Origin of the sequence: Aeromonas veronii bv. veronii, assembly GCF_000820225.1 — a bacterium.
Classification (GTDB): Bacteria; Pseudomonadota; Gammaproteobacteria; order Enterobacterales; family Aeromonadaceae; genus Aeromonas; species Aeromonas veronii.
Window position 1 is genome coordinate 1 of record NZ_CDDK01000016.1, and the last position, 22623, is coordinate 22623.

The 22623-nt window shown below is 59.9% G+C and carries 23 protein-coding genes; 11 read left to right on the forward strand and 12 right to left on the reverse strand.

Features of this window, described 5'->3' with window-relative positions:
* The 3 genes from BN1139_RS05890 to trhA all read right to left on the reverse strand — a co-directional run.
* Positions 1 to 1454: retention module-containing protein (locus BN1139_RS05890; RefSeq protein ID WP_041980287.1), on the reverse strand; the 1454-nt coding region annotated here is incomplete at its 3' end.
* A 231-nt stretch (positions 1455 to 1685) separates the two neighbouring features.
* On the reverse strand, positions 1686 to 3347 hold the full coding sequence (locus BN1139_RS05895; protein ID WP_005335335.1) for a putative transporter: 1662 nt from the start codon (positions 3345 to 3347) through the stop codon (positions 1686 to 1688).
* Positions 3348 to 3474: 127 nt separating this feature from the next.
* Positions 3475 to 4110 carry a PAQR family membrane homeostasis protein TrhA gene (gene trhA, locus BN1139_RS05900; protein WP_005354346.1) on the reverse strand — a complete coding sequence of 212 codons (636 nt, stop codon included), beginning with the start codon at positions 4108 to 4110 and terminating at the stop codon, positions 3475 to 3477.
* Between the two features lie 175 nt (positions 4111 to 4285).
* Here trhA and BN1139_RS05905 point away from each other — a divergent pair, with 175 nt between their 5' ends.
* The 3 genes from BN1139_RS05905 to BN1139_RS05915 all read left to right on the forward strand — a co-directional run bounded on the left by BN1139_RS05905 (position 4286) and on the right by BN1139_RS05915 (position 6784).
* Positions 4286 to 5809: an aminotransferase class V-fold PLP-dependent enzyme gene (locus BN1139_RS05905; RefSeq protein ID WP_005354348.1), complete on the forward strand. Its 1524-nt coding sequence runs from the start codon at positions 4286 to 4288 to the stop codon at positions 5807 to 5809.
* 90 nt (positions 5810 to 5899) lie between these two features.
* Positions 5900 to 6463 carry a septation protein A gene (locus BN1139_RS05910; protein ID WP_005354349.1) on the forward strand — a complete coding sequence of 188 codons (564 nt, stop codon included), beginning with the start codon at positions 5900 to 5902 and terminating at the stop codon, positions 6461 to 6463.
* A gap of 24 nt (positions 6464 to 6487) precedes the next feature.
* On the forward strand, positions 6488 to 6784 hold the full coding sequence (locus BN1139_RS05915; RefSeq protein WP_005354350.1) for a YciI family protein: 297 nt from the start codon (positions 6488 to 6490) through the stop codon (positions 6782 to 6784).
* An 80-nt stretch (positions 6785 to 6864) separates the two neighbouring features.
* Here the strand turns inward: BN1139_RS05915 and cysQ are convergent, their stop codons facing one another.
* Positions 6865 to 7620, reverse strand: coding sequence for a 3'(2'),5'-bisphosphate nucleotidase CysQ (gene cysQ / locus BN1139_RS05920; RefSeq protein WP_005354353.1), 756 nt, complete (start codon positions 7618 to 7620; stop codon positions 6865 to 6867).
* A 47-nt stretch (positions 7621 to 7667) separates the two neighbouring features.
* Positions 7668 to 8528 (reverse strand): DeoR family transcriptional regulator, encoded by an 861-nt coding sequence (locus BN1139_RS05925; RefSeq protein WP_005354364.1) that lies wholly within the window; start codon positions 8526 to 8528, stop codon positions 7668 to 7670.
* A 274-nt stretch (positions 8529 to 8802) separates the two neighbouring features.
* Between BN1139_RS05925 and kbaZ the strand changes: the two genes are divergently transcribed.
* From kbaZ to BN1139_RS05965, 8 genes are read left to right on the forward strand one after another with little or no spacing between them, the layout of a single operon-like run.
* Complete coding sequence (gene kbaZ / locus BN1139_RS05930; RefSeq protein WP_005354365.1) at positions 8803 to 10116, forward strand: tagatose-bisphosphate aldolase subunit KbaZ; 1314 nt, start codon at positions 8803 to 8805, stop codon at positions 10114 to 10116.
* A gap of 12 nt (positions 10117 to 10128) precedes the next feature.
* The gene (locus tag BN1139_RS05935) at positions 10129 to 11298 is read left to right on the forward strand and encodes an SIS domain-containing protein (protein ID WP_005354367.1); all 1170 of its coding nucleotides are present in this window, start codon (positions 10129 to 10131) and stop codon (positions 11296 to 11298) included.
* The gene (agaV, locus tag BN1139_RS05940; RefSeq protein WP_005335358.1) at positions 11298 to 11771 is read left to right on the forward strand and encodes a PTS N-acetylgalactosamine transporter subunit IIB; all 474 of its coding nucleotides are present in this window, start codon (positions 11298 to 11300) and stop codon (positions 11769 to 11771) included. The genes BN1139_RS05935 and agaV overlap by 1 nt, the downstream gene beginning before the upstream one ends.
* A gap of 15 nt (positions 11772 to 11786) precedes the next feature.
* The gene (gene agaW, locus BN1139_RS05945; protein ID WP_005354369.1) at positions 11787 to 12560 is read left to right on the forward strand and encodes a PTS N-acetylgalactosamine transporter subunit IIC; all 774 of its coding nucleotides are present in this window, start codon (positions 11787 to 11789) and stop codon (positions 12558 to 12560) included.
* Entirely contained in the window at positions 12550 to 13428 is an 879-nt protein-coding gene (agaE, locus tag BN1139_RS05950; protein WP_005354370.1) for a PTS N-acetylgalactosamine transporter subunit IID, read from the forward strand. The genes agaW and agaE overlap by 11 nt, the downstream gene beginning before the upstream one ends.
* Positions 13429 to 13476: 48 nt before the next feature.
* Complete coding sequence (gene agaF, locus BN1139_RS05955; protein ID WP_005354371.1) at positions 13477 to 13917, forward strand: PTS galactosamine/N-acetylgalactosamine transporter subunit IIA; 441 nt, start codon at positions 13477 to 13479, stop codon at positions 13915 to 13917.
* Complete coding sequence (gene nagA / locus BN1139_RS05960; protein WP_005354372.1) at positions 13917 to 15116, forward strand: N-acetylglucosamine-6-phosphate deacetylase; 1200 nt, start codon at positions 13917 to 13919, stop codon at positions 15114 to 15116. The genes agaF and nagA overlap by 1 nt, the downstream gene beginning before the upstream one ends.
* On the forward strand, positions 15107 to 15961 hold the full coding sequence (locus BN1139_RS05965; protein WP_005354373.1) for a tagatose bisphosphate family class II aldolase: 855 nt from the start codon (positions 15107 to 15109) through the stop codon (positions 15959 to 15961). Before nagA ends, BN1139_RS05965 begins: the two co-directional genes overlap by 10 nt.
* A gap of 120 nt (positions 15962 to 16081) precedes the next feature.
* Here the strand turns inward: BN1139_RS05965 and pdxJ are convergent, their stop codons facing one another.
* The 7 genes from pdxJ to BN1139_RS06000 form a co-directional block, all read right to left on the reverse strand.
* Positions 16082 to 16819 carry a pyridoxine 5'-phosphate synthase gene (gene pdxJ / locus BN1139_RS05970; protein WP_005340919.1) on the reverse strand — a complete coding sequence of 246 codons (738 nt, stop codon included), beginning with the start codon at positions 16817 to 16819 and terminating at the stop codon, positions 16082 to 16084.
* A gap of 84 nt (positions 16820 to 16903) precedes the next feature.
* Positions 16904 to 17614 (reverse strand): DNA repair protein RecO, encoded by a 711-nt coding sequence (gene recO, locus BN1139_RS05975; protein WP_005335391.1) that lies wholly within the window; start codon positions 17612 to 17614, stop codon positions 16904 to 16906.
* Positions 17615 to 18514: a GTPase Era gene (gene era, locus BN1139_RS05980; protein WP_005335393.1), complete on the reverse strand. Its 900-nt coding sequence runs from the start codon at positions 18512 to 18514 to the stop codon at positions 17615 to 17617.
* A 61-nt stretch (positions 18515 to 18575) separates the two neighbouring features.
* Positions 18576 to 19247 (reverse strand): ribonuclease III, encoded by a 672-nt coding sequence (gene rnc / locus BN1139_RS05985; protein ID WP_005335394.1) that lies wholly within the window; start codon positions 19245 to 19247, stop codon positions 18576 to 18578.
* Positions 19248 to 20171 (reverse strand): signal peptidase I, encoded by a 924-nt coding sequence (lepB, locus tag BN1139_RS05990; RefSeq protein WP_005335395.1) that lies wholly within the window; start codon positions 20169 to 20171, stop codon positions 19248 to 19250.
* 3 nt (positions 20172 to 20174) lie between these two features.
* Complete coding sequence (lepA, locus tag BN1139_RS05995) at positions 20175 to 21968, reverse strand: translation elongation factor 4 (protein ID WP_005335396.1); 1794 nt, start codon at positions 21966 to 21968, stop codon at positions 20175 to 20177.
* Between the two features lie 116 nt (positions 21969 to 22084).
* On the reverse strand, positions 22085 to 22546 hold the full coding sequence (locus tag BN1139_RS06000; RefSeq protein ID WP_041202805.1) for a SoxR reducing system RseC family protein: 462 nt from the start codon (positions 22544 to 22546) through the stop codon (positions 22085 to 22087).
* Positions 22547 to 22623: the final 77 nt, after the last annotated feature.

Here is a 22623-nt window from a genome sequence, read left to right on the forward strand (position 1 = left end):
CCCACGGTCAGTTGCTCGTCAACGATGTTGACCACCACGCTCGGGGCGGCAGTATCCAAGCTGTAGCCTTCGCTGTCGGTCGCAGTGGCACTGTTGCCCGCCGCATCGGTGCTGGTCACGCTGGCATCGATGCTCTGGTCTTTATCGGCCACTAGGTCACTGCCCGCCACCAAGATGGTGAAGCGGCCATTGGCGTCCATCGGACCGGTGTATGCGGTGTTATTGACGTTCAGGGTAACGATGTCGCCTACCTTGAACTCGCCGCTCACGGTACCACTGACCGGGATCTGCTGACCCGCTTCGGCGGCGTTGATGACGTCGTCGTCGGTGATATTGGCATCAAGCGCGATGGTCAGGTTAGGGGCCTTGCTATCCACGCTACCATCGTCGGTCGCAGTGCCGGTGTTGCCGGCCGGATCGGTGACGCTGGCCGTTACTTGATAGCTGCCTTCCGCCAACGGAGTGGTGACATCCACGCTGTAACCACCACCCGGTTGCACGGTGGTAGTCAGGGTTTGCTGAGTGCCATTGGCATCGGTCACCACAAGAGTGACCGTGCTGCCTGGAACCGCATTGCTAGTACCAGTGATGGTCGGGGTGGTGTCATTGGTATTGTCGGGCGCATCAACGGTGATCGCTGGAGCTGTTACATCCACACTCCCTGAATCAGTCGCACTGCCGGTATTCCCCGCAGGATCGGTCACTGTGGCAGTGACGGTATAGGTGCCCTCGGCCAATGGGGTGACCACATCCACGGTGAAGGTACCGCCGGGTGTAACGATAGCGGTCAGAGTCTGTTGATTGCCGTTGGCATCGGTGACCAGCAGGGTGACGATGCTGCCAACGGGAGCATCCGTGGTTCCGGTCAGGGTCGGAGTGGTGTCATTGGTGTTATCTGGCGCAACTACGGAAATGGTGGGCGGAGTCAGGTCAAATACTTCATCCTCGCCAGCAGCACCCAACGGTGGCTCACCATTGGCGTTGTAGGTGGTATCGAAGGTGGCTTCAGCAATGGTTGCGGAACCAGTACGATCGATGGTGACAAAACCGCCGTTGCCACTGGCACCGGCGACGCCCCCAATACCGCCACCACCGGCGGCAGGTGCACCGCCTGCGGCAGAGGCTTCAAAGGCCTGGGTCGGGTCCGCACCGCCCAAAATGGCCTGTTGCAGGGCATTGATATCATCAGGAGTACCTGCAGCGCCGTTTTGCGCCAGCTGGGGAGCATCTCCCTCTTCGGCAGGCTCACTCTGTTCGCTGGCTGGTTGCACATTGAACGACTGTCCGCCGCCCATGAAACTGGCGCCATCCGGCGACATGATCACCGCCCCTTTCGGCAGTACATCACCTTCAGCCAACAGCTTCCGGCTGCCATCAGCGGCAACCAGATAAATTTGTCCTTTAAGTTGGGTTACGGTTACGCCCTGTTCCAAGGTAACGGCATTGGTGATCATGTTCTCTCCTGAATCCTGATTTGAATGCAATAAGCCACAGCCTACTTTGCAGACTGAGGGAAAAAATAACCAGCTCGAAAATTCGAAAGGATAGACCGATTTGAGGCTGAACTGTTCAGCCAGACAGAAGTGTGTAAAACGAGGTTGTGAGAATGGCAAAAACCAAAATTATCAATAGATTACAAAGTAATGACAGGAGCATGACAAAGCATGCTCCCGTCAGGATTAACCCTAGGCTCCCGCCCAGAGGATGATAGCCAGCAGCTGTGGCGAGATGATCCGCAGGAACATCACCAGCGGGTAGACAGTGGCGTATGATAGCGCACTGGCGCCACTGGTCGGGTGCATGGCGTTGGCAAAGGCCAGCGCGGGAGGATCAGTCATAGAGCCGGCCAGCAAACCGCATAGGGTGAGGTAGTTCATCTTGCCGTAGAGTCGCGCCAGCACACCGACTACCAGCAGCGGAATCAGGGTGATCGCCATGCCGTAGAGCATCCAGGCCGGGCCATCACCGTTGATCAGGGTATCGACGAAACCTGCACCGGACTTGAATCCGACCACCGCCAGAAAAAGTACAATGCCGATCTCCCGCAGCGCCAGGTTGGCACTGGGGGGCATGAACCAGTAGAGCTTGCCGATGCTGCCGATCCGCGACAGGATCAGCGCCACCACCAGCGGCCCACCCGCCAGACCCAATTTAAGAGCGGCCGGGAAACCGGGCAGGTAGAAGGGGATGGAACCGAGCAATACGCCGAGACCGATCCCGATAAATACCGGCAACATCTGCACCTGCTGCAGTTTTTGCTGCACGTTGCCGACCACATTGGTCACCGCTTCGATGGCGTCGAGACGGCCAACCAAGTTGAGAATATCGCCAAACTGCAGGCTGGTCTGACTGGTCGGCACCAGTTCGATACCGGCACGGTTGAGGCGCGAGATCACCACGTCATAGCGCTGTTTGATATCCAGATCACGGATCTTCTTGCCAAGAACCTGCTCGTTGGTCACCACAACCCGCTCGACGCGCAGATCGGTGCCGCGGGTCGAGAGCGAGGTCTCCACCTCCTCCCCCAACACCAGCAACACCTTGTGCAGCGCGTGACGCTCACCCACCAGATGCAGCAAGTCACCCAGTTCGATACGGGATTCCGGCCGTGGCACCATCAGCTCGTCGCCACGCTTGAGCCGTGAACAGATGACATCAGACTCGTCGAGACTCGGGATCTCGCTCAGCATCAGGCCGTGCATGTTGGGATTGCGCACCGCGATGTTGATGGTCTGCAAGCTCTCCTTGGTTTTACCGGTTTGTAGCTCGAACTGGGCGGCTTCATCGTCGATCTTGATGCGAAAGAAGACCCTGACCAGCCACATGGTGAGCAAAATGCCACAGATACCAAACGGATAGGCAACCGCATAGCCCATCCCCATCAAACCGGTAGAACCGGGCGCGGCGCCCAGCTCGGCCAGGATCTGCTGGCCCGCACCGAGGGATGGCGTATTGGTGACGGCACCGGAGAAGACCCCCAGAATGACCGGCAACGGCACATCGAAAAATTGATGCAAGCCAGCGGCCACCACGCAGCCAAGGATGACCAGTAAGGCGGCAAAGGCGTTGAGTTTGAGACCCGAACTGCGCAATGACGAGAAGAAACCCGGCCCGACCTGGATGCCGATGGTATAGACAAACAGGATCAGGCCAAATTCTTGAATAAAGTGAAGCGTTTGTGCATCCAGCGCGAGATCGGAGGCACCTGCAAAGTGACCCACAATGATGCCACCGAACAGCACCCCCCCTATTCCTAACCCAACGCCATAGACTCGCCAGTTTCCCAGCCAGAGTCCTAGCACTGCCACCAGCGACAACATGCTGATGGAAAGCGCGATTTCACTCATTTCGTGCATCCTTTGCGAATTGAACTGGCCCTAGCTTGTCAGCAAACGCTGATGCCAACTGTGTGATACCGCACGAATTTATCCTTTTACGCGCTAAAAATACCAATTAAGGGCTAGTTGCAAGACGTTAGGCGACGTAGCCGTAAATGGCCATAAAGTGACAAACGCTGCCACCCAGCACAAAGAGATGCCAGATGGCGTGGTTATAGGGAATCCGCTTGGCCACATAGAAGATGACCCCGAGGCTGTAGATAAGGCCGCCAAGCCCGAGCAGCAGCAGCCCCTCACCGGCCAGATGGATATAGAGCTGGTAGATGACCACCAGCGACAGCCAACCCAGCATCAGGTAGGTAAAAAGCGACAACTTCTTGAAGCGGTTGATAAACACCAGCTTGAACACCACGCCAGCCAGCGCCAGGGCCCAGATCACCACCATCAACCCCTTCGCCAGCGGCGTGTCGAGCGCGACTAGCAGGAAGGGGGTATAGGTGCCGGCAATCAGCAGATAGATGGCGCAGTGATCAAACACCTTGCACCAGCGTCTGGCCCGCCCTGACCCCATGCTGTGGTAGAGGGTCGAGGCGAGATAGAGCAGCACCAGACTGCCGCCATAAAGGCTGTAACTCACCAGCGCCTGCGTGCCCTGCCCCCATCCTTTGATGAGCAACAGCACCAACCCGACAATCCCCAGCAACAATCCCGCACCGTGGCTCAGCCGGTTTGCCAGCTCCTCCCGGGGGGAGTAATCCATCACACCACTCATAACATCGACTCCACAATAACTGTGGCTCACTCTACCCAGCGCCATTTCGGAGTACAAGTGTTCGCTTAAAAAATGGAGTGGCTGTCACCTGCCAACCTTTGGTGTATGCTCTGCCGCCGATGCCCGAGACAAGCGGCATAGACACCTACCCCGGTGACCTGGTCTGGAGAACCTGATGAAGTTGACTGAGCTGTTTGCACAAGCGGATCCCGCCTTTGGCGAGGCCATGAACACCTTGCTGGAGAGCTTCCACCACTCCGACGACAGTCAGGCCCCCTATCAGCGCGACCTGTTCACCCACCAGCTCGATCAATCCCGCATGCCTGCAGTCGGCCAACCTATCGAGGAGTATCTGGCGCGGCTGGCTACTCTGGTGCCCGGCGCCTCACACCTCACCTCGCCACGCTACATGGGCCACATGACGGCGCCACTGCCGGCCTATACCGCCGAGCTGTCACGCCTGCTGGTGATGCTCAACCAGAATCCGATGAAGATGGAGTCCTCCCGCCTGCTCAGCTTTCTGGAGCGGGAGGTGCTGGCCAAGCTGCACCGCCTCATCTATGGCAGGGACGATGCCTTCTACGGCGAGCAGATGCATGCCAAGGATGCCGCCCTCGGCGTCATGACCAGCGGCGGCACCATCGCCAACGTCACGGCACTGTGGCTGGCCCGCAACCGCGCCTGTGGCGACAACCTGTTCGCCCTCTATGAGCAGGGCTATCGCGGCGCCGTTATTCTGGGTTCCCGGCTGATGCACTACTCCTTCGACAAGGGGATGGATCTGCTGGGGCTGGGCGCCCGCAGCGTTTGGCGCCTTGAGACTGACGAACAGAACCGGCTCAGTCTGGCTGCGCTGGAGCAGGCGCTGATCCAGTGCAAAGAGCAGAAATTGAAAGTACTGGCATTGATCGGCGTGGCTGGCAGTACCGACTTTGGCTCCATCGACCCCCTGCCTGAGCTGGCCGCCATCGCCGAGCGCGAGCAGATCCACTTCCACGTGGATGCGGCCTGGGGCGGCCCGACCCTCTTCTCCCCCCGCTATCAAGGTCTGCTGGCCGGAATAGAGCAGGCCGACACCGTCACCCTCGATGGCCACAAGCAACTGCTGGTGCCGCTTGGTACAGGCATGCTGCTCTGCCGCCAGCCCGACCTGATGATGGCGGTCAAGCGAGAGGCGCCCTACGCCATTCGTGCCACCTCGTTCGATCAGGGCCGCTTTACCCTGGAGGGCACCCGCCCGGCCAATGCCCTCTATCTGGATGCCGCCTTCCAGCTGTTCGGCCAGCAAGGCTATGCCGAGCTTATCGAAGCCAACTACGACCGGGCCCGGCTGATGGCCGAGCTCATCACCAGCAATCCCGCCTTCGAGCTGATGTCGGCACCGGTGATGAACCTGCTCTCCTATCGCTGCATCCCGCCCCATCTGCAGGGCAAGGTGCTAGATGAGACGGCCAATGCGCAGATCAACGACTTCAACGTGTCCCTGCAAAAAGCCCAGCGGGCCGAGGGGCACAGCTTTGTCTCCCGCACCCAACGAGCGGTGGTACGCTACGGTGCCCAACCGCTCACCCTGCTGCGCGCCGTGCTGCTCAACCCTCTGATTGAAGAGCGCCATATCCGCGACCTGCTGGCCGATCAGCAGCGACTGGGGATCTCCATTGCACGCCAACTGTTTGGCGACAGCGCGGAACCGGCGTAAAAATGAGCGGTCTTATTCATTTGCCGTTGTCCGCCATGCAGGTAGACTGGGCGAAATTTGCAGGCCATCTTTGAGGACTAGGCGCCAGACATGAAGCAATTTATTGAATTTATTCCACTTATCGTTTTCTTTGCGGTCTACAAGTTCTACGACATCTACATGGCTACCGGCGCACTGGTAGTGGTCACCGGTCTGCAGCTCGCCTATAGCTGGATCCGCTATCGCAAAGTCGAGAAGATGCAGCTCTTTACCTTCCTGCTGGTTGGCTTCTTCGGCGGCCTCACCGTCTTCTTCCACGATGACACCTTCATCAAGTGGAAAGTGACTGTCATCAACGTACTGTTTGCACTGGGTCTGCTCATCAGCCGCTACGGCTTTGGCAAGAACCTGATCAAACAGATGCTGGCCAAGGAGCTGCAAGCGCCCGATGCAGTCTGGGACAAGGTCAATCTCGGCTGGGTCGGCTTCTTTACCGTCTGCGGCCTGCTCAACCTCTATGTGGCGTTCAACCTGCCGCAGGAGATGTGGGTCAACTTCAAGGTGTTCGGTCTGCTGGGGATGACGCTGGTCTTTACCCTGCTGAGCGGCGTCTATCTCTACCGCCACATCCCTGCCGAGCAGTTGTCCCAGCAAAAAGACGAACCCAAAAAGTAACCCTCATCAGAAAAGGATTGTCTCATGTGGTATCTCATCTACTCCGAAGATGTCCCCGATAGCCTGCCACTGCGCAAGCAAGTTCGCCCTGCCCATCTGGCCCGACTGCAAGCCCTGCAGGATGAAGGTCGCCTGCTGACCGCGGGTCCCAACCCGGCTATCGATGCCGAGGATCCGGCCGATGCAGGCTTTACCGGCAGCACCGTCATCGCCGAGTTTGCCTCGCAGGCGGACGCCCAAGCCTGGGCCGATGCCGATCCCTATGTGGCAGCTGGCGTCTATGCCAAAGTGACCATCAAGCCGTTCAAAAAGGTTTTCTGACCGCAAAGCGAATAGCGAAATAAAAAAGGCCGGACTGGAAGTTCATTCCAGTCCGGCCTTTTTGCATCCCGATATCTCGTTTATGCCTTGGCGACAAACCAGGGGTTGAGAATGTCGGGCTTGTTGTAACGCAGCGGCGAGCCATCGAGTTGGGTGACGCTGCCACCCGCCCCCTCCAGCACCGCCTGCGCCGCGCCGGTATCCCACTCGCAGGTGGGGGCAAGGCGCGGATAGAGCTCGGCGTCCCCCTCGGCAATGATGCAGAACTTGAGGGAGCTGCCCATCGAAACCAGCTCGATCTCGCCAAAAGGAGCCAAGAAATCGAGGGTCTCCTGCGACAGGTGATTGCGACTGCCCACCACTCGCCACGCCTCGCCTTCACGATGAGGCCGAGTCTGTATAGGCTCGCGCTTGCCATCGACGATGCGCCAGGCACCGAGACCCTTTCCGCCATACCAGAGCTTGCCCAGCACAGGTGCATAGACCAGCCCCCAACGCGGCGCCCCCTCTTCGATCAACGCGATATTGACGGTGAACTCGCCGTTGCGGGAGACAAACTCCTTGGTGCCATCGAGGGGATCCACCAGCCAGTAGCGGGACCAGCCGTGGCGCGCCGCCATCACCTCGGGCCCCGACTCCTCAGACAGTACGGGAATATCCGGAGTCAGCTGTGCCAACGCCTGCACTATCACCTCATGAGCACCCTTGTCGGCCGCGGTCAGGGGACTCTCGTCGCTCTTGTACTCCACCGCGAAGGGCTGGCTGTAGATGGCCATGATGGCCGCTCCCGCCGCTCGGGCGACAGGTTCAAGTTCGGTGATATCGGGGTGGTACATAACAGGCTCGATCAGTGAGTAAGAAACCCAGTCTATCGCGTTTGTCATCAACCGCTTATAGCTGATTGTACTGGATTATATTGCCCCTGCTTCTCCTGCCCCTTGCTGCCATCGGCTGGTACCAACAGCACTTCGATACCGGCATTGCGCAGGCCGGAAAGGATATCGGCAGGCACGGCATCGTCGGTGATCAGGGTGTGAATACGCAAGGTATCGATGATCTTGTGCAGACTGCGCCGGCCAAACTTGGTGGAGTCGGTGACCACCACAATCCGCTCGGCCACCTGACACATGCAGCGGTTAAGGCGCGCCTCGTCCTCATGATGGGTGCTGACGCCGCGCTCCAGATCGATGCCATCCACCCCGAGAAACAGCATGTCAAAGTGGTAGTTTTGCAGGGACTGCTCCGCTTGCGCACCGTAGAAGGAGAGAGACTTGCGGCGCAGATGCCCGCCCGTCATCAGCAGCTCCACCCCCTCTGCTTCGAGCAATTCATTCGCCACATTCATGCCGTTGGTCATCACCAGGATCTCCTGATGTCCCTTCAGATGACGCGCCACCTCCAGTGTTGTCGTCCCCGAATCGAGGATAAGGCGACAACCGGAGGGCACCAGGGTCGCCGCCAGCGCACCGATCCGCTGTTTCACCGGGGTATTGAGCACGCTCTTGTCGGCAATGGTGCGCTCCGGCACCGTCTGGCCAAGCTCGCACAGCAGGGCGCCGCCGTAAGCGCGCACGGCCACCCCCTGCTTCTCCAGAAAGGCCAGATCGTTGCGGATGGTCACGGTAGAGACCTGATAGTGAGTCGCCAGCTCGTTGACCTGAACGCTGCCATTGCTGCGCAGCTGCTGAATAATCCGCTCCCGCCGCTCGCTGGTTCCGAGCGCACCTTTTTCGCTTGTTTGCATAGTTCTTCTGCCGGAATGCTGTAGTGAAAGATCGCTTTCACTTCGTTACGTTTGCATATTAACGCTCAGCAAAGGTGCCAAATCAAGCCTTCATTACGCTTTACCACCACGCTCCCCATCTTTACCCATCATTCACAACCTTTCGATACCTTTCTTTTTGTGATCCATCTCAAGATCTAACGACTCTTTTGTTTCGTTTTCTTTTCCTCCCCACTACCGTAAAGAAAAGAAATCGAAAGAACCTTTCCATCCGCAGCAACCAAGGAACATCAAAATGAAATCCATGCTGGCACTGGTCGAAAGACATAAACAGGGAGAACAGACCGGGATCTACGCCGTCTGCTCCGCTCACCCGCTGGTGCTGGAGGCCGCGCTGCGGCTGGCCGCCGAAGGGGATGAGCTGCTGCTGGTCGAGGCCACATCCAATCAGGTGGATCAGTTTGGCGGCTATACCGGCATGACCCCCGCCGACTTTCGCGATCGTCTCTACGAGCTGGCGGCACAGTGTCACTTTCCGGCGCAGCGCCTCATTCTAGGGGGAGACCATCTGGGTCCCAACCGCTGGCAGGGGGAACCGGCCGAGCAGGCCATGGCCCATGCCGGGGATCTCATCGCCAGCTATGTCGCGGCCGGGTTCAAGAAGATCCACCTCGACTGCAGCATGTCCTGTCAGGGCGATCCCGTTCCCCTGACCGACGAGCTGGTCGCTGAAAGGGCGGCACGGCTGGCGCAGATCGCCGAGCAAACCTGTCTGGCCACTTTTGGCGAGAGCGATCTGGTCTATGTGATTGGCACCGAGGTGCCGGTGCCGGGCGGTGCCCATGAAGATCTTGCCGAGCTGGCGGTCACCACGCCGGAGGCGGCGCGCCATACCCTCGAGGCCCACCAACAGGCCTTCAGCAAGGCAGGGCTGGCCCATATCTGGCCGAGGGTGATCGGTCTGGTGGTGCAACCCGGCGTCGAGTTTGACCATACCCGCGTCATCGATTACCGGCCCGAAAAAGCGGTGCCCCTTAGCCGGATGATCGAAGCCTATCCCCACATGGTGTTCGAGGCCCACTCCACCGATTACCAGACTCCCGAGGCTTACCGCCAGCTGGTACGCGACCACTTTGCCATTCTCAAAGTCGGCCCCGCCCTCACCTTCGCCCTGCGCGAAGCGCTGTTTGCCCTTGCCGCCATCGAGGAGGAACTGGTGGTTGCCAAGGCCTGTTCAGGTCTGCGCAAGGTGATGGAAGAGACCATGCTGGAGCGCCCCGACTTCTGGAGCAGCCACTATCAGGGCAGTGCCAACGAGTGTCGACTGGCCCGTGGCTACAGCTATTCGGATCGCATTCGCTACTACTGGCCCGATAGCCGGGTCGATGAGTGCTACGCCAGATTGCTGGCCAATCTGGCGGCGGAGCCCATCCCCTTGCCACTGCTCAGCCAGCATCTGCCCCTGCAGTATCGCAAGGTGCGTCAGGGCTCGCTCTCGGCCAATCCCCATGACCTCATTCTCGATCAGGTGCAGGAGGTGCTGCGGCACTACGCCAGCGCCTGCACTGCGGCCTCTCGCCGCCATTCCCAGCTCGACCCTGTTGTATAAGGAGTTGCAGACATGATCCTTGGTTATCCAGAAGAGATGTTGCGCAGTGCCAATGGCCTGGCGACTGCCCGTGAAATTCGCCAGCAACCCGTCACCTGGCGCGAGACCCTCGCCATGGTCGAGGAGTGCCGTCCAGCATTGACCCGTTTTCTGACCCCCCTGCTCGCCCGGCAAGAGCTGCGCATCATCCTGACCGGGGCTGGCACCTCCGCCTTTGCCGGTCGGGCGCTCGCCCCCTATCTCTCGGCCCACCTGCATGCCCGGGTCGAGGCGATCGCCACCACGGATATCGTCACCGATCCGGCCGAGTATCTGGCCGAAGATTGCCCGACCCTGCTTATCTCCTTTGCCCGCTCCGGCAATAGCCCCGAGAGCGTGGCGGCGGTCGAACTGGCCAGCCAGCTGCTCAGCCACTGCCACCATTTGGTGCTGACCTGCAACGGTGAAGGGGCGCTCTATCGCCGCTGCCAGCAAGATGCCCACTCTCTGGCCCTGCTGATGCCACCCCAGACCAATGATCGCAGCTTCGCCATGACCAGCAGCCTGACCAGCATGATGCTGAGCTGTCTGGCTCTCTTCCTGCCAGAGCGGTTCAACCGCCAGCGCTGCGAGCAACTGGTCGCTACCAGCGACACCATTCTGGAGCAGGTTGTGCAGCGCGTACCGGCCTGGAACGAGCCGTTGCCCGAGCGGGTCATCTATCTTGGCAGCGGCAGTCTGCAAGGGGTGGCGCAGGAGGCGGCACTCAAGCTGCTGGAGCTGACCGCCGGCCATCTGGTCGCCATGTTCGACTCCCCCACCGGCTTTCGCCACGGCCCGAAATCGGTCGTCAACGAACAGACGCTCATTGTGCTGCTCATTTCCAACGACCCTTACACCCGACAATACGATCTGGATCTGCTGCGCGAGCTGCGAAGCGATGGCAAGGCCGCCCAGGTGGTCGCCATCGCCGACCAGCACCATCCCTCCATCGAGGAGGGGGAGCACATCTATTTGCCCGCCACCCTGCATGGCGACGATGCCCAGCTCGCCTTCTGCTACCTGCTCTATGCCCAGTACTACGCCTTCCATACTTCGCTGGGACTGGGGATCAGCCCGGACAATCCCTGCCCCACCGGTCAGGTCAACCGGGTCGTACAGGGGGTCAATATCTATCCGTTCCACCAAGAAGGAGTGCTGTGATGCCCAATATCGTATTGAGCCGGATCGATGAGCGTCTGATCCACGGTCAGGTCGGTGTCCAGTGGGTCGGCTTTGCCGGTGCCAATCTGGTGCTGGTCGCCAACGACGAAGTGGCAGAGGACCCCATCCAGCAGAACCTGATGGAGATGGTACTGGCCGAAGGCATTGCGGTGCGGTTCTGGCCGCTCCAGAAAGTGATCGACAACATCCACAAGGCGGCGGATCGCCAGAAGATTCTGCTGGTCTGCAAAAACCCTACCGATTTCAACACCCTGGTTCAGGGAGGTGTCCCCATCTCCCGGATCAACGTCGGCAACATGCATTACGCCGACGGCAAGCGTCAAATCCACAAGACCGTATCCGTGGACGAACAGGACATCACCGCATTTCGCGCCCTGCGGGACGCCCGTGTCGAGTGTTATGTCCAGGGCGTGCCGACCGAACCGGCACAGGACATTTTCAATTTGCTCTGATTAAGGACAATTGTGATGGAAATCAGTTTGTTACAAGGTCTGCTGCTTGGCATCCTGGCATTTTTCGCCGGACTCGACCTGTTCAACGGTCTGACCCACTTCCACCGTCCCGTGGTGCTGGGGCCGCTGGTTGGCCTCATCCTCGGCGACCTGCCCACCGGCATTCTGGTAGGCGGCACCCTGGAGCTGGTCTGGATGGGGTTGGCCCCGCTAGCGGGGGCGCAACCGCCCAACGTCATTATCGGCACCATAGTCGGCGCCACCTTCGCCATCACCACTGGGGTCAAACCGGATGTGGCGGTCGGGGTTGCCGTTCCCTTCGCCGTTGCCGTGCAGATGGGGATCACCTTCCTCTTCTCGGTGATGTCGGGGGTGATGTCCCGCTGCGATCGCATGGCCGAAGCGGCTGACGTGCGCGGTATCGAGCGGGTCAACTACCTGGCACTGCTGGCGTTGGGCACTTTCTACTTCCTCTGTGCCTTCCTGCCTACCTACTTCGGGGCCGAACATGCCAAGGCGGCCATCGACGTGCTACCTGCCCGCCTCATCGACGGCCTCGGCGTTGCTGGCGGCATCATGCCCGCCATCGGTTTTGCCGTGCTGCTCAAGATCATGATGAAGAACGTCTATATCCCCTACTTCATCCTCGGTTTCGTTGCTGCCGCCTGGCTCCAGTTGCCGGTACTGGCCATCGCCGCCGCCGCGCTGGCCATGGCCCTGATCGACTTCATGCGCACCACCACCCCGCAAGCTCGTCCTGTTCAGGAGGAAACCGAAGATGGCATCTAACAACACAGCTGCGCGGATCATCTCCAGCGCTGAACCGCACAATACCCGGCCACAATCCGACGACACCTATGAAGATCAGCAGCTTGGCGCCGAGTTGACCAAGCAGGATATCAACCGCTTTGCCTGGCGCTCCCTGCTGTTGCAGGCCTCCTTCAACTATGAGCGGATGCAGGCCTCCGGCTGGCTCTATGGGTTGCTGCCGGCACTGCAGAAGATCCACACCAATCCGCGGGATCTCTCCCGGGCCATGAAAGGGCACATGGGTTTCTTCAACACCCACCCCTTCCTGGTCACCTTCGTGATGGGGATCGTGCTGGCGATGGAGCGCTCCAAGCAGAACGTCAACAGCATCCAGAGCACCAAGATCGCCGTCGGTGCACCGCTCGGCGGGATTGGCGATGCCATGTTCTGGCTCACCCTGCTCCCCATCTGCGGCGGCATAGGGGCAGACCTAGCGCTGCAAGGCTCCATCATGGGTGCCGTGGTCTTCTTCCTGCTGTTCAACGTGGTCCACTTCGGCCTGCGTTTTGGTCTGGCGCACTACGCCTACCGCATGGGGGTAGCGGCCATTCCGGTCATCAAGGCCAATACCCGCAAGGTGGGCCATGCCGCCTCCATCGTCGGTATGACGGTGATCGGCGCGCTGGTCGCCACCTATGTGCGTCTTGGCACCACGCTCGAGATCACTGCCGGTGATGCAGTCGTCAAACTGCAGGCGGATGTGCTCGACAAGCTGATGCCCGCCTTCCTGCCGTTGCTCTACACCCTGGCGATGTACGCCCTGATCCGCAAAGGTTGGAGCCCGCTGCGCCTAATCGTCATCACGGTGGTACTCGGTATCGTCGGCAAGTTCGCCGGTTTCCTCTAATCCGGAGCCGGCAGCAAGCCGGCCCCCTTTGCAGTAAAGGAACAGACTATGTTGGGCATCATTATTTGTGGTCATGGCGGTTTCGCCAGCGGTCTGGAGCGCGCCATGCTGCAGATCCTCGGCGAACAGGAAGCGGTTATCGCCATCGACTTTCCCGAGAGCTCCACCACCGCCCTGCTACAGGCACAGTGCGAAGCGGCGCTGGCAGAGGTCGACAAGGGGGATGGCGTGGTCTTCCTGACCGATCTGCTCGGCGGCACCCCGTTTCGGGTCGCCTCAACCCTCTCACTGCACCAGCCAGAGCGGGAGGTTATTACCGGTACCAACCTGCAACTGCTGCTGGAGATGGCGCTGGAACGCGATGGCCTCAGCGCCCGTGAATTCCGCCGGCAGGCCCTTGATTGTGGCCACCGGGGGCTCACCTCTCTGGCGGATGAGATGAGCAAAGAGCGTCAGACAGATGCCGCTCTCGTCGAGGAGGGCATCTGATGGCCTCACGGATCCGTGCCCGTCGCCTGCTGACCGAACAGGGTTGGCTGGAACATCAGGAGCTGACCCATGAAGGTGGCATCATCACCGCCATCGCTCCCATCACGGATGGCGATCCGGCGCGGGATGCCGAACTGCTGGTGCCTGCGCTGATCGATGGTCATGTCCACGGCGGTGCCGGTGTCGATGTCATGGATAGCGAGGACAATACCTTGGCTACTTTGTCGATGGCCAAGGCTGCAGAAGGGGTCGGTGCTTTTCTTGCCACCACGGTCACCGCCCCACTCCCCGAGATAGAGCAAGCTCTTGCCCGCATCGCCGATGGTGTTGCCCGCGGCATGCCGGGCGCCGAGCTGCTCGGCTGCTATCTGGAAGGCCCCTACTTCACTCCGGACAACAAGGGCGCCCACGATCAGGCGCTGTTTCGGGAGCTGGATATTGCCGAACTGACCCACCTGCAACAGCTGGCGCGCGGCAGCCTGAAGGTGGTCGCACTAGCACCGGAAAAGCCCAATGCCATCGCAGCCATTCACCATCTTGCAGCAAACGGCATCCGGGTGATGCTCGGCCACTCGACGGCGGATCACGACACCACCATGGCGGCGCTGGCAGCGGGCGCCTCCGGGCTGGTGCACTGCTTCAACGGCATGCGCGGCCTGCACCACCGCGAACCCGGCATGGTCGGTGCAGGTCTTGTCCATCCCGCTGCCTGGCTGGAGCTGATCGCCGATGGCCATCATCTCCACCCGAGCGTGCTCAAGCTCTGTCACTGCTGCGCCGGCCAGCGCCTGCTCTTGGTCACGGATGCGATGCGAGCCGCCGGTATGCCCGACGGTCACTATCTGCTTGGCAACTATCGGGTCGAGATGAAAAACGGCGTGGTACGCACCGACACCGGCGGTCTGGCGGGCAGCACCCTCACCCTGCTTGGCGCCGTACGCAACATGGTGCAGCTGGCGGATGTGCCGCTCGATGAAGCCATCGCAATGGCCTCGCTGGCACCAGCAAAGATGCTCGGCATTGCCGATCGTCTCGGTTCACTAGCGGTTGGCAAACAGGCCAACCTGCTCGCCCTCACCACTGAACTCAATCAACAACACATCTGGGTGGCTGGCCGGGAGATAAACCCGACCCAGCTCTCCTCCCTTTTCTCAGGATCTCGCGTCAATCAGGACGCTCAGGAGTCACTATGTATCTGATCTCTTCCCATGAAATGCTCAAAGATGCCCAGCGCCGCGGCTACGCCGTACCGGCTTTCAACATCCACAACCTGGAAACCGTGCAGGTGGTGGCTCGCACCGCCGCTCGCATGCGCTCTCCGGTGATTTTGGCTGGCACCCCTGGTACCTATCGCCATGCCGGGGTCGAGTATCTGGTCTCCATCTGTCAGGCCGCCGCCCATGAGTACCGTATCCCGCTGGTGCTGCATCTGGATCACCACGAAGACGAGCAGGACATCCACAACAAGGTCGAAGCGGGTATTCGCTCCGCCATGATCGATGCCTCGCACTTTCCGTTTGAAGAGAACATCGAGAAGGTGCGCAGTGTGGTGACCTTCTGCCACCGCATGGGGGCCAGCGTCGAAGCAGAGCTGGGCCAGCTGGGCGGTCAGGAGGATGACCTCATCGTCGATGCCGCTCACGCCAAATTTACCGATCCGCTCAAGGCGGCCGAGTTTGTCCGCCGTACCGGTATCGACTCGCTGGCGGTGGCCATCGGCACCGCCCACGGCCTCTACAAGGAGGAGCCCCGCCTCGACTTCGCCCGCCTCGCCACCATTCGCGAGCAGGTGGATATTCCGCTGGTGCTGCACGGTGCCTCAGGTGTGCCGGAAGCCGATGTGCGCCGCTGCATCGAGCTCGGGATCTGCAAGGTCAACGTTGCGACCGAACTGAAGATAGCCTTCGCCGATGCGATGAAAGCCTTCCTTGGCTCTCATCCGGATGCCAGCGACCCGCGCCAGTATCTGGTGCCCGCCATGGCTGCCATGGAGGAGGTCGTCGAGGCGAAAATCCGTATGTGCATGAGCGATGGAAAGCTGTGATCACGAGAGTTGACTCGCCATACCGTGATTGACTTGGTTCAGCTAAAAACAACAAAGGACGCCGTGGCGTCCCTTGTTGTTTTTGGCGACCAGTATCAGGCCGCTGACCTATCCAGCGGATCAGATCCCCTGACGGGCTTCCTGCATCAGCAGGCGCATATCGCTCACGGCCTTGGCCAGACCGTCGAAGGCGGCGCGGCCGATAATGGCGTGGCCGATGTTGAGCTCATAGAGCTCGGGGATGGCGGCGATGGCCTTGACGTTGTGGTAGTGCAGACCGTGGCCGGCATTGACCTTGAGCCCCTTGCCAGCGGCATAGGAGGCACCGGCGGCGATGCGCTTGAACTCGGCGTTGCGCTCGGCATCGGTAGTTGCATCGGCGTAACGGCCAGTGTGGATCTCGATAAAGGGAGCACCACTCTCGGCAGCTGCATCGATCTGGATGGGATCGGCGTCGATAAAGAGGGATACCTGAGCCCCCACCGCGGAGAGACGGGCAACGGCATCAGTCACCTTGGCCAGCTGACCGGCCACGTCCAGACCGCCCTCGGTGGTCACCTCGGTACGCTTCTCCGGCACCAGACAGACGAAGTGAGGCTTGATGCGGCAGGCGATGCCGATCATCTCTTCGGTCACCGCCATCTCCAAATTCATTCTGGTCTGGATAGTCTGGCGCAGGATCTCCACATCGCGGTCGGTGATGTGGCGACGATCTTCTCGCAGATGCACGGTAATGCCATCAGCCCCGGCCTGCTCGGCCACGAAGGCGGCCTGTACCGGATCCGGATACTGGGTGCCACGGGCGTTGCGCAGGGTGGCGATATGGTCGATGTTCACACCCAGATAGATTTCACTCATTGAGAACTCCTTGAAAGGCTTCATCTGTTGACTGCGCGGTCAGCGAATCACCCCGCGCCAATATCCGTATGTCTGTAATCTGTGTCAGCCTTGCATACTGGCTTTGCGTTTTAAAAACAGCTCCCGGCTCTTTAGCTGGCGCTTGCCCAGATAGGGTTGCAGTGCCAATCGGCTGAAACGTTTGGCCGCCTGCAGCAAGGGAGGGGTATCGAAACGTCCCTCGGCAAAGGCGAGCAGGTGGGCACCGAGAAACAGGGTACGGGGATCCGGCGCCCGCTCGCAAGCAACAAAGCCCAATTCACGCTCGAAGCCATAGAGCAGGGTCGGCTCGATGGGCGACTCGTCGTCCGCCGTGTATTCGAAATCCACCGCATAACCGAGCGCCTGCAACAGCAGGAACTCGAAGCGACGCAGCGGCAGCTCCGGCGTCTCGCCGTCGGCCAGCGCCATGATGGCACGGGCATAGGCATCGAACACTTCGGGGAACGGGGTGTGCGCTTCCAGCAGGTAGTAGACCAGCTCGTTGAGATAAAGGCCGTAGAAGAGGCGATCGCCCCCGAGTCGCAGGGAGTGATCCGGGCATTCGACCTGGGTGAGGTTCTTGAGATCACCCTTGCCGCGCCAGGCGATGGTGAGCAGGGTAAAGGGTTGCAGCAGCCCCTTGAGAGGGGAGCGTGGCCCGCGAGAACCGCGAGCCACCAGAGTAAATCGGCCACTATCCTGGGTGAAGACTTCGACCAGCTGGCTGGTCTCCCGATAGGGCCGACTGTGGATGACGAAAGCCGGGGTCAGCAATCAGTCGTCACCATACCCGAGGCTACGCAGGGCGCGCTCATCATCAGCCCAGCCCGACTTGACCTTGACCCACAGCTCGAGGTGCACCTTGTTCTGGAACAGACGTTCCATGTCGAGGCGCGCCTCGGTGCCGATGGTCTTGATCTTCTCGCCCTTGTTGCCGATAACCATCTTCTTCTGGCCATCGCGCTCGACCAAAATGAGGCCGTGGATGTGGTAGAGGCCGTTCTCTTCCACCTTGAAGCGCTCGATCTCCACCGTCACCGAGTAGGGCAGCTCCTCACCGGTGAAGCGCATCAGCTTCTCGCGGATGATTTCGGAGGCCATAAAGCGGGAGGAGCGGTCGGTCACGTAATCTTCCGGGAAGAAGTGGACGTTTTCCGGCAGCAGATCCTTGGCCCACTCGCGGATCTTCTCCACGTTGGTGCCCTTTTCGGCACTGATGGGCAGAATATGGGCGAAGTTCATCTGTTGGCCCAGCCACTCGAGGTGGGGCAGCAGATCTTCTTTCTCTTTGACGTTGTCAATCTTGTTGACCGCCAGCACCACAGGGCACTTGAGATTGCGCAGCTTGCCCAGCACCATCTCGTCGTCTTTGGTCCAGTGGGTACCGTCGACCATGAACACCACCATGGCCACATCACCCAGCGAACTGGTGGCGGCACGGTTCATCAGACGGTTGATGGCCCGTTTCTCTTCAATGTGCAGACCCGGGGTATCTACATAGATGGTCTGGTAGTTATCCTCGGTGTCGATCCCCAAAATCCGGTGACGGGTGGTCTGGGGCTTCTTCGAGGTAATGCTGACCTTCTGGCCAAGCAGCTTGTTGAGCAGGGTGGACTTGCCCACATTCGGGCGGCCCACAATGGCGACAAAGCCGCAGTAGGTGGTATCTGTCATGCCAGTGTTTCCAATGCCTGTTGTGTCAAAAGACCGCGCCTTGTTGAATAGGTAGTATCTGTCATGACAGTTTTTCCAATGCTTGCTGCGCCGCGGCCTGTTCGGCCTTGCGACGGCTGGTGCCGACCCCGACGAGGGGACCATCCAGACCTTCCACGTCACACTGGACGGTGAACTCCTGGTTGTGGGCCTCGCCCTTGACGTTGGTCACGGTGTAGGTCGGCAGGGATTTGCGGCTTCCCTGCAAAATTTCTTGCAGACGGGTCTTGGGATCTTTCTGCTCGATGCCCGGCTTGATCTCTTCCAGGCGGCTGGCATACCAGCTCAGCAGCAGTGTCCGCACCGTCTCAAGATTGGTATCCAGATAGACGGCACCGATCACCGCCTCGACCGTGTCGGCCAGAATGGATTCGCGGCGAAAACCGCCGCTCTTGAGTTCGCCGGGGCCGAGGATCAGGTGATCCCCGAGGTCAAACTCCCGGCCCAGTTCGGCCAGGGTCTTCTCGCGCACCAAGGTGGCGCGCATCCGGCTGAGATCCCCTTCCGCCGCTTGCGGGAAGCGGTGGAACAGATCGTCGGCAATCACCAGACTCAAAATGGAGTCCCCCAGAAATTCCAGTCGTTCATTGTGACGGGAACCGGCGCTGCGGTGAGTCAGCGCCCGGGTCAGCAGTTCCAGATCCGCAAAGACATGCCCGAGACGGGACTGCAGTCTGTTCATCTTGATATTCATTTACTTGATTCCGCCAATGCGGTTGAAGCGCACACCTGTCGGTACCCAACTTGGCAGCAGGGAGCCTTCTTCGCGCTCGAATTCAAAACTTATCCAGATAGCGACCGCCTTGCCGACCAGATTCTGCTCGGGCACAAAGCCCCAAAAGCGGCTGTCGGTGCTGTTGTCGCGGTTGTCGCCCATCACGAAATACTGGCCTTCCGGTACCACCCACTCATCGGGGTAGGTGCCGGGCTGGCGATAGTAACGGCCAACCATGTCGGGCATCAGCGGATTGCGCAGGGTCTCGTGGGAGACATCGCCCAACTGCTCGGTATAGCGATCAAGGGGGATCCCCATCTGGGTAAATTCGCCTCTTTGTTCAAACTTGACGTCGAGCTTCTTGAAGCCCGGACACGTTTTCCCTTCCTGCTCTTCGCACTTGGGCCGGATCATCAGCTCCTTGTTGCGATAGATGACCCGATCACCCGGCATGCCGACCACCCGCTTGATGTAGTCAACGCGCGGTTCAAGGGGATACTTGAACACCACCACGTCGCCACGCTTGGGCTCGCCAGTCTCGAGGAACTTGGTGTTGGTCACCGGGTCCCGCAGACCGTAGGCAAATTTTTCCACCAGGATGAAGTCGCCCACCAGCAGGGTGGGCATCATGGAACCTGACGGGATCTGGAACGGTTCAAAAATGAACGAACGCAGGATCAGCACAAAGGTGATGACCGGGAAGACCCCGGCGGTCTGCTCAATCCAGACCGGCACGGGGGCCACCTTGGCCAGGGTCTTCTCATCCAGGTGGGCACCGCCATGGGCACGAGCCACGGCAATCTTGGCGGCGCGCTGCTTGGACCAAATCATCTTGTCCAGACACCAGATAACACCGGTGATCGCGCAGACCACCACCAGGATCAGGGAAAACGTGCTTGCCATCTATTAATCCTTTCCGACGTGGAGAATCGCGAGGAAGGCTTCCTGCGGCACGTCGACACGGCCGAGGGACTTCATCCGCTTCTTACCTTCTTTCTGCTTGTTCAGCAGTTTCTTCTTACGACTCACGTCACCACCGTAACACTTGGCAGTTACGTCTTTACGCAGAGCCTTGACGGTGCTGCGAGCGATGATCTGGTTGCCGATGGCCGCCTGAATCGCGATATCGAACATCTGGCGCGGGATCAGCTCGCGCATCTTCTCCACCACCTGACGACCGCGATACTGGGCGTTGTCTTTGTGGGTGATGATGGCCAGGGCATCGACCCGCTCACCGTTGATCATGATGTCCAGACGGACCATGTCGGAGGTTTCGAAACGCTTGAAGCCATAGTCCAGCGAGGCGTAACCACGACTGGTGGACTTCAGACGGTCGAAGAAGTCGAGCACCACTTCCGCCATCGGGATTTCATAGGTCAGTGCCACCTGCTTGCCGTGGTAGACCATGTTGGTCTGCACGCCACGCTTCTCGATACAGAGGGTGATCACGTTGCCCATGTACTCCTGCGGCAGCAGGATATGACACTCGGCGATCGGCTCGCGCATCTCCTTGATGCTGGTGATGGCGGGCATCTGGGCCGGGCTGTCGATATGGATGGTGGAACCGTCGGTCAGCTCGATCTCGTACACTACGGTCGGCGCCGTGGTGATCAGATCCAGATCGTATTCACGCTCCAGACGCTCCTGAATGATCTCCATGTGCAGCATGCCGAGGAAGCCGCAACGGAAGCCGAAGCCCAGTGCAGTAGAGCTCTCAGGTTCGAAGAACAGGGAGGCATCGTTCAGGGAGAGCTTGTCGAGGGCGTCACGGAACGACTCGTAGTCATCGCTGGAGATGGGGAACAGACCCGCATAAACCTGCGGCTTCACCTTCTTGAAGCCAGCCAGCGCCTTGTCGGCACCATTCTTGGCCTGAGTCAGGGTATCGCCCACCGGCGCGCCGTGGATGTCCTTGATACCGCAGACAACCCAACCTACCTCGCCACAGCCCAGCCCCTGGGTATCCACCTGCTTGGGCGTGAAGATACCGATACGATCGACACCCCACACCTGACCGGTGCTCATCACCTTGATCTTGTCGTTCTTCTTCAGGGAACCGTTCTTGATCCGCACCAAAGAGACAACGCCCAAATAGGAGTCGAACCAGGAGTCGATGATCAGCGCCTGCAGCGGGGCATCCGGATCACCTTCCGGTGCCGGGATCTTGGCAACGATCTCTTCCAGCACCAGGTCAACACCCAGGCCAGTCTTGGCGGAGCAGCGCACCGCATCGACCGCGTCGATACCGACGATGTCTTCGATCTCCTCGGCAACCCGCTCCGGCTCTGCAGCCGGCAGGTCAATCTTGTTCAGCACCGGCACCACTTCCAAATCCATTTCCATGGCGGTATAGCAGTTGGCCAGAGTCTGTGCCTCAACCCCCTGGCCGGCATCCACCACCAGCAGCGCCCCTTCACAGGCCGCCAAAGAGCGGGAGACCTCGTAGGAGAAATCCACGTGGCCCGGGGTGTCGATAAAGTTCAGCTGGTAGGTGTTACCGTCTTGTGCCTGGTAGTTCAGGGTCACACTCTGTGCTTTGATGGTAATGCCGCGCTCGCGCTCCAGATCCATGGAGTCAAGCACCTGAGCCTGCATCTCGCGGTCGGACAAGCCACCGCAAGTCTGGATCAGACGGTCCGACAGGGTCGATTTACCGTGGTCGATGTGCGCAATAATCGAAAAGTTACGAATGTGTTTCATCGAGCAAGAGTCACTCAAAATTAGTTAAGGTCAGTTATGGAGGCGCGATTTTACTGGATAACCCGGCTGACGGCCATTCTTTAGTCGCCAGCGCCAGTGAAATAGCGCCTGTTCGGTCAGGGGAGGATGCGGACAGGGACGACCACGCCGAGCATCTGCGGGCCGTAGCGCCCCTGATCCAGGCGGTTGGAAAAGTAACGAACCAGTAAAAAGCCCAGCACGCCCCCCAGCAGGCAGCAGAGAATGGTGATCCCCTCCCCGCCCGAGAGCAGCGGCGTCAGCCAGAGCTGCCCCAGCAAGGCGCCGGCCAACAGACAGAAAAGCGGCAGCACATAGACCAGCGCAGCCCCGCGCAGCAGACTCTCCTGCGGGATACCGAGCCTCACTTGCTGGCCAACCCGCACCTCGGCGGTCAGCCTGACTCGCAAGCGGGGAGCTTTCAGGGGAAATGCCTTGGCCACGGTGCCGGTACCGCAGTTGGATTGCTGCTGACAACCACTGCAGGCGGAGCGACGCTCACACTCCACCCAGGCATGGTCACCCTCAATGGCCACCACGGTCGCCAGCTCTTCACTCATCTCATTCACGGCAACACCTCGGGTTCACACAATCAGGGGATCTGACCACGACTCGCCACGCTCGGCAAGCGGTGAAG